This is a genomic window from Nocardiopsis sp. RV163 (assembly GCF_001029525.1).
Taxonomy (GTDB): Bacteria; Actinomycetota; Actinomycetes; order Streptosporangiales; family Streptosporangiaceae; genus Nocardiopsis; species Nocardiopsis dassonvillei.
This window is the reverse complement of record NZ_LEKI01000216.1, coordinates 1-7344: the sequence shown is the minus strand read 5'-3', so window position 1 is coordinate 7344 and position 7344 is coordinate 1. Positions and strand designations below refer to the sequence as shown.

Sequence of the window (7344 nt, the reverse complement as noted above, 5' to 3'; positions counted from 1 at the left end):
GGCCGGGGCGGGTTCTGAGAGCGTGTGCGGCCGCTCTGCGACCGGGGCTGCCGTCAGCTCTCACCGTTCCCCCTCGGCTGCGTGGGGGCGGACGCGCGCGCGGCGCCCTCGGGCCACGGTTCGGGGACGGTTTCCTGTCCGAGCGGGTGTCCGTAGGGATCGGGGAGGGGGTGTTCCCCCGTCTCCCCCGGCACAGCGGTGCCGCCGGGAGCGCCGAACGCGGGAACGGACCCCTGCGGTCCTGTGTGCGCGAAGACGACGCCGTGCGGTCCGGTCCGGCCCGGCTGCGGGGCGAAGGGCTGAGGGCCCGTCTGCCCGGAAGGCGGTACGGGGACCTGCGGACCGCTCTGTCCGAGAGGCGGCACGGGTACCTGTGGTCCGGTCGGGTCCGGCCGCGGCACGAAGAGCTGCGGGCCGGTCTGTCCCGGAGGCGCGGCGGAAGCCTGCGGGCCGGTTCGGTACCGCGAAGCCAGGGGCTGAGGACCGCTCTGCGCCGAGGACGGCACGGGAGCACGCTCACCGGTACGCCCGTGGACGGCGCCGTCCGCACCGCCCGCGCCGTGGCCGCGCGTGGTGAGGGCCGCCCTCGCCGGGGGCGCTCCCCATCCGGCCGGAACGCGAGCCTCCCGTCCGTTCGCCGCCGGGCGGCCCGTGGGCGTGCCCCCGACCGTCAGGAGGTTGTCGACCGGTTCCAGCAGCGAGGCGGGGATGAGTACGGTGGCCCGGGTGCCCCCGTAGGGCGATGGTCGCAGCCAGACCCGGACCCCGTGTCGACCGGCCAGGCGGGAGACCACGAACAGGCCCAGCCGAGGGTCCTCTGGCAGGGCCATGACGTCGAACTCGGGGGGCTGGGTGAGCGTGCGCTCGGCCTCCGCGTAACCGCGCTCGGACATGCCCAGGCCCCGGTCCTCGATCTCCACCACCAGCCCCTCCGCGGCCGGGGTGCAGCCGACGTCCACGGGCGTGCCCGCAGGGGAGAACTGCGTGGCGTTCTCGACGAGCTCGGCGAGCAGGTGCACCACGTCGGCGACCACCTGCCCGTGCATGAGCACGCGGGGCGCCGAGGTCAGGCGGACGCGCTCGAAGTCCTCGGTCTCGGCGATGGCGGCGCGCAGCACGTCCACGAGCGGGCGGGGCTGGCGCCAGCGACGGGCCGACTGCCCCCCGCCGAGGATGATGAGGTTGTCGGAGTAGCGGCGTGCACGGGTGGCCAGGTGGTCCAGGCGGAAGAGGCGGCGCAGCGCCTCCGGGTCCTGCTCGTGGTACTCGATCTCGTCGAGCAGTCGGAGCTGGCGCTGGACCAGGGCCTGGTTGCGGAAGGCGATGCCCAGGAAGGCGCGGTTGGCCCCCCGGCGGATCTCGGCCTGGAGCACGGCCGACTCCACGGCGGTGAGCTGGGCGGCGTCGAAGGCCTCGGCGACCTGGCCGATCTCGTCGTCGCCCCACTCGTCCAGCGGGGGCAGCTCCTTCTGGACGTCCACCTTCTCGCCGCGCTGGGCGCGGTCGACGATGTCGGGCAGGTCGCCGTCGCGGTCCAGGATCTGTTCGCGCAGGTGGGTCAGGCGATCGGTGAGGCGGCGCGAGGATCGGCCGACCACGGCGATGGCCACCGCGCCGCCCGCCAGGGTGAGCGCGGCCGCCGCCACGCCCAGGAAGACGCGCAGCAGCGCGGCGCTCCAGGCCAGGTCGATGGTGCGCCTGGCCTGAACCCCCGCCAGGTCCTGTAGCGCCAGGGCCGCCTCGGCGGAGGAGTCGTCCCACGCCTGCGCCCTGATGTCGACGTCGGCGTTCCAACCCGAGCCCGCTGCCCCCTGGACGGATTCGTCCGGTCCGGCTGGTTCGTTCGGTTCGGCGAGCGGCTGCCGGGTGACCACCCGGCGGCTCAGCTCCTCCGCCCGGGACCAGGCGGGCAGGGAGACCATCTCCTCGTAGCGGGCGGCCACGCTCGTGTGCGTGGCGGTGCTGGCCGACTCCAGGGTGTCGCGGTAGGAGGCGGTTAGGTAGGTGAAGTGCGCCGTCTCCTCATAGCTCATCTCACCCCGGGCGATGGCTCCCGCGAGCAGCGCGTCGGCGGTGGAGTAGGCGAAGGAGGCGCTCATGAGCTCGCTGGTCAGGACCGCGTCGGTGAGGTTCTCCCCGCCGTCGGTGGTGTGCACGAGCGCGGTGATGGCGCCGGTGGTGCCCGCCAGGGCCTCGCCGTAGCGCAGGATGGTCTCCTCCTGCCCGGCACCGTGCGCGTCCACGTCCGCGCGGACCTCGTCGAGGATCCCGGCGCTGTCCACCAGGTCGGTCGCGCTGCGTTCGACCTCGTCGTCGCGGGTCCCGCGCAGCCGCTCGGCGAACGCGACGGCCTCGGCCATGGCGGTATCGGTGTGCTCGCGCTGCTCGTCCAGGGCTGTGGCTGCCCCGACGTCGCGGGCGCCGGTGCTCTCGAAGCGGCCCAGGTGGACCAGGGAGAGGCGGCGTTCGGCCTTCACCTCCTCCGCCGCGGTGGAGAAGACCTGTATCCCCTCGCGGGCCTGGACGACGGCTCCCATGAACTGGACTGCGCGGATGGTGCCGATGGCGGCCACGACGAGCCAGAGCGCGAGGAAGCAGAGACTCGGGATCAGCACGATGCGGGTGAGCTGTCTCCGGATCGTGGGCGCGTTGTCGCGGATTCTGCGCATGGCCCCCTCCGGCCTGTGCGGTTGCCGGGCGGCGAGAGGGCGCCCCGGCGGCTTTCGGTCAAGCCGAGGCTATCGAAGAATCCTTGCTTTATGCTGTCAAACGATCACTATCAGTTGCCTTTTCTTGGGGCGGTTTCCGCCCGCGGATGTGTTAACGGCCGCTCTCAGTGCGAGAACCCGCAGGTACGGAGGCCGGGCGTACGCGACGGGGGCCGCCCGCTGTGCGGACGGCCCCCGCGAGGCACACCGTCGTGTGCCGGGGTACGGCGTGTCGCGCCCTCTGGGCGCGCTGTCGGAAAGGTCGCGTTCGTGGCGGCCGCGCCGTCAGGACTCCGGACGGTGCCGGGATCCCACCGGGGCGGGCAGTTCCTCGACCGTAGGCGGCTGCTCCACGCCCAGGGAGTTGAGGACCTCGGCGTAGCGCAGGGCGGCGATCTTGCCCAGCAGGCTGTCCGCGCCCAGGGGCGCGCCGAGCCTGGCGCCGAAGCGGGCGGCGAGCGCCTCCAGCTCCTCGCGGAGCAGTTCCGGCCCCAGTGCGCTGGGCGCGATCACCGGGCGCTTGCAGCCGCCCTGTCTCAGCTGGCCCACGACCTGCTCGACCGCGGCCTCGTTCTCCAGGTCGGCGGGGAGCACGGTCAGGCCCAGACGCGCGGCGAGCAGCACGGCACTCACCCCCGCGGCCGCGGCCGCGGCCTCGCCGCCCACAGCGCCGACGATGATGCCGTCCGCCATGGTGGTGTCAGGGGCGACGACGCTGATCAGGCGCATGCGGTCCGCGCGCACGTACCCGGACTCGGCCAGCCGCAAGTGCAGCACCTCGGCGAGCATGGGGTGCGGCCCCAAGCCCTCGGTGACGCGCGCTTCGGTGCCCGTCCGGTCGACGGCCGCCTCGATCGCCGCGGACGTGTCCGCGTGTGGTGCGGTGACCAGCGGGACGACGACTGCGGACAGGGGGCTGCCCTGGTCGTCCTTGAGATCGGTGAGGGCCTCGGTGAGGCTCTGTTCGTCGCCCTCGGTGTGGCCGTAGCGGATGGTGACCTCGGGGCGGTAGGCGCGCACGAGGTCGGCCATCCGGGCACCGATCGACTCACCGTCGGCGCCCCTGGCCCGGTCGGCCGTGCCCGGGACCGCCATGATCAGGGCGGGGGTGCCGAACCAGTTGTCGAAGGACAGCGGGTTGCGGTGGCGGCCGGAGCGCCGCTTGGGCAGTTCGCGTGGGGGAAGTCGGTCAGAGTTTCGCATACCAGGATTCAGATGAGAGGCGGATGGGGTGCCCGGTGGGGCCGGTGGTCACTGCCGCGACATTGTAGCGTTCGGCACCTTGTTGCACGGGCGTGTCCTCCGAACGTATACCGGATCGGATCCGCGGGGATTGTCCGGGTCGGCGACCCGGACGTGTCACCCGCTCATGACGGGGCTCCGGCCCTGGATCACGTGGGTGACCAGCTCCACCAGCACCTCCTTGCAGGACTCGCGCTCGCGGGCGTCGGCCATGATGACCGGTACCTCGGCGGAGATGTCCAGCGCCTCGCGGACCTCCTCGCGCCGGTAGGCGGTGGAGCCCTCGAAGCGGTTCACCGCGACCACGAAGGGCAGTCCGCGGCGCTCGAAGAAGTCCACGGCGTGGAAACAGGTGTCCAGGCGGCGGGTGTCGGCCAGCACGACCGCGCCCAGCGCCCCCTGGGAGAGCTCGTTCCACATGAACCAGAACCTGTCCTGTCCTGGGGTACCGAACATGTACAGGACGATGTCGGGGTTGATGGTGATGCGGCCGAAGTCCAGGGCGACCGTGGTGGTGGTCTTGTCCTCCACTCCTCCGAGGTCGTCCACGCCGTAGCTGGCCTCGGTCATCACCTCCTCCGTGCTGAGCGGGGTGATCTCGCTGACGGAACCGACCAGTGTGGTCTTGCCCGCGCCGAATCCCCCCGCGACGATGATCTTGACCGCCTGGGGGATCGCTTCCTGCGGCCTGGTGTCAGAGTCTGCGGATGCCATCGAGTACCGCCTGAAGTACTTTCTTCTCGGGGAGCTGGGCCATGGGTGCCCGGGTGCGCACGTCGCCGTCGGCGAGGAGGTCTCCCAGGAGCACCCTGACGACGGTCAGGGGGATGTCGAGCCGGGCGGAGATCTCGGCCACCGATATGGGTCTGCGGCACAGGCCCAGGATGGCCTGCTGTTCGGGTTCTCCCTCCCGGTCCCCGCGGTCGGCGGCGGCGACGACGATGGTGACCAGGTCCAGGCACGGACCGGTCCGGGGCCGGGTGCGGCCCCCGGTCATGGTGTACGGGCGCACGAGCTGACCCGAGGGGGCGTCGCCGAGCACGACGCCCGCCGCGGGCCCCTCCGAGGTCGGGTGCCCCCTGCCCCTGTACCAGGCAAGTGCCTGGCTGCCGGACAGCGGCTGCGCCGCCTCGTCCGGCGCCGGTGGCACGGCCGACGGCGCTCCGCGCCGCTCTCCGGGCGTGCTCATGAACCGGCGCTCCCGGTGACGGTGAGGTGGTCCGGCCGACGCGGCGCGGCGGTGAGGAACTGGCCCACCCGCTTGACCCGCAGGTTCATCTCATAGGCGACCAGGCCGACGTCGGCGTCCTCGCTGGCAAGCACCGCCAGGCACGCTCCGGCGCCCGCAGCGGTGACGAAGAGGTAGGAGTGCTCCATCTCCACCACGGTCTGGCGGACGTCGCCGCCGCCGAAGTGTCGGCCCGTCCCGCGCGCCAGGCTCTGGAACGCCGACGCCAGGGCCGACAGGTGCTCGGCGTCCTCGGAGGCCAGTCCCCGCGAGCCTCCGAGCAGCAGTCCGTCGGCCGACAGCACGATCGCGTTCTCGGCACCGACGACGCGGTCGACCAGGTCGTCCAGGAGCCAGTCCAGATTGTCAGCGGCCTTGCTCTTGCGCACCATGTCAGTCGTTTTCTCCTGTGTGATCGTCGGCGCTCGCACCGACCTGACCGTCACTGCTGTGTTCACGTTCGTCGGCGTCGGCCCCGATGTCCGCGGCGCGACCGCGCCGGGTTCCGGCGCTGAAGGCGTCCATCATCCGCCGCGCCTGTTCGGGGGTGCGCCGGAAGGAGTCCGGGGGGTCGGCTTCGTCCCACTCCGGCGGGTCCGCGGCTCTGAGTTGGGGTGCGAGGCTGGCCTGGCGCTTGCGCCGGGGAAGTCCGGGGCGGCCGGGTGCGGCCCCGACCCGGCCGGGCCCGGTATCGGTCTCGGGGGCGGCGTCCGCGTCCCCGGGGTCGGAGGCGGACTCGGGTACCCGGCGCAGTAGGGGCGCGCCCCGGGCCGGGCGCGCGCCGTCGCCGTCGCGGGGGACCGGGCGCAGCAGGGGCCGGGTCCGGTGGGGGGCGTCCTGCGCTGTGAGCGTTTCGCCGTGCTGTCCCGAGGGCTCGCCCAGTACCGAGTGGGCGCCCTGGCGGATGGCCGTGCGGGGCAGCTCCGGGGCGTTGGAGGAGGAGGCGACCAGGGTGCCGGGGATGAGCACCACTGCCCGGGTCCCTCCGTAGGGCGAGTGCCGCAACTGCACCCGGATGTCGTGTTTGTCGGCGAGGCGGGCGACGACGAACAGGCCCAGGCGCGAGTCCCCGCCGGAGGTCATGACGTCGAACTCGGGCGCCTCGCTGAGGGTGCGGTTGGAGCTGGTCAGGACCTCCTCGGTCATGCCCAGGCCCCGGTCCTCGATCTCCACGGCCACGCCCTTGGGCACGGACTCGGTGGCGATGGTGACCTGGGTGTGCGGCGGCGAGTAGGCGGTGGCGTTCTCGACCAGCTCGGCGAGCATGTGGATGACGTCGGCCACCGCGGCGCCGGACAGCGACAGGTCGGGAACGGAGGTCAGGCGAACCCTGGTGTACTCCTCGGTCTCGGAGATCGCGCCGCGCAGGATGTCCACGAGCGGGACGGGGTGGCGCCAGCGGCGGCCGGGCTGGGCGCCGCCCAGGATGATGAGGTTCTCGGCGTGGCGGCGGCCCCGGGTGGCCAGGTGGTCGAGCTGGAAGAGGCTCTCCAGCAGGTCGGGGTCCTCCTCCTCGCGCTCGACGCGGTCCAGCAGCTGGAGCTGGCGCTGGAGGAGGGACTGGTGGCGGTGGGCGATGCCGAGGAAGACCCGGTTGACGCCCGCGCGGATGTCGGCCTGTTTGACGGCGGCGGCGACGGCTGTGCGCTGGGCGATGTTGAAGGCGTCGGCGACCTGTCCGACCTCGTCGTCGCCGTGGTCGAGCTGTTTCATCTCGGTGTCGAGGTCGACCTGTTCCCCGGACTCCAGGCGGCGCACGATGCGGGGCAGGTCGCTGCGCGCGCTGCCCAGGGTGTCGGCGCGCAGCTGGGCGAGCCGGTGGGTGAGGCGCCCGGCGGAGCGGGCGGCCACACCGTAGGCGAGGGTACCCGCGAACAGGGAGGCGATGCTGCCTCCCAGGGCGAGGGTGAGCATCCAGGAGCTGGCCTGCTCGGTGGCGGTGACGACGGAGACGGAGCGCGTGGCGATGATGTCGGCCAGCTCGGCGTTGACCTGGTCGGCGGCCTCGCGCCAGCCGCCGAGCCCCTCGGGCGGCGCGGGGTCGCGGGACTGCTCGCCGGTGAGGGCGTCCACGACGATCGGGGCCTCGTACACGGCGAGGGCGTCCGCGACGGCGAGGGCGTCCTGCCAGGAGCGGCTCTCGGCCAGGGCGGTCAGGGCGGGGGG

Annotated in this window: 6 protein-coding genes; all 6 read right to left on the bottom strand. The window is 73.0% G+C overall.

Features of this window, described 5'->3' with window-relative positions:
- Positions 1–53: 53 nt before the first annotated feature.
- Positions 54–2669: a nitrate- and nitrite sensing domain-containing protein gene (locus ABD54_RS24305; protein WP_047871865.1), complete on the bottom strand. Its 2616-nt coding sequence runs from the start codon at positions 2667–2669 to the stop codon at positions 54–56.
- A gap of 324 nt (positions 2670–2993) precedes the next feature.
- Positions 2994–3911 carry a sirohydrochlorin chelatase gene (locus ABD54_RS24300; RefSeq protein WP_047871864.1) on the bottom strand — a complete coding sequence of 306 codons (918 nt, stop codon included), beginning with the start codon at positions 3909–3911 and terminating at the stop codon, positions 2994–2996.
- A 156-nt stretch (positions 3912–4067) separates the two neighbouring features.
- Complete coding sequence (locus ABD54_RS24295; RefSeq protein WP_047871863.1) at positions 4068–4664, bottom strand: ATP/GTP-binding protein; 597 nt, start codon at positions 4662–4664, stop codon at positions 4068–4070.
- Positions 4645–5139, bottom strand: a complete 495-nt coding sequence (locus ABD54_RS24290) for a DUF742 domain-containing protein (RefSeq protein ID WP_200904187.1) — start codon at positions 5137–5139, stop codon at positions 4645–4647. The genes ABD54_RS24295 and ABD54_RS24290 overlap by 20 nt, the downstream gene beginning before the upstream one ends.
- Positions 5136–5570: a roadblock/LC7 domain-containing protein gene (locus ABD54_RS24285; protein WP_047871861.1), complete on the bottom strand. Its 435-nt coding sequence runs from the start codon at positions 5568–5570 to the stop codon at positions 5136–5138. Before ABD54_RS24285 ends, ABD54_RS24290 begins: the two co-directional genes overlap by 4 nt.
- Position 5571: 1 nt before the next feature.
- Positions 5572–7344, bottom strand: a 1773-nt coding sequence (locus tag ABD54_RS24280) for a sensor histidine kinase KdpD (RefSeq protein WP_047871860.1), incomplete at its 5' end; no start/stop codon positions are given.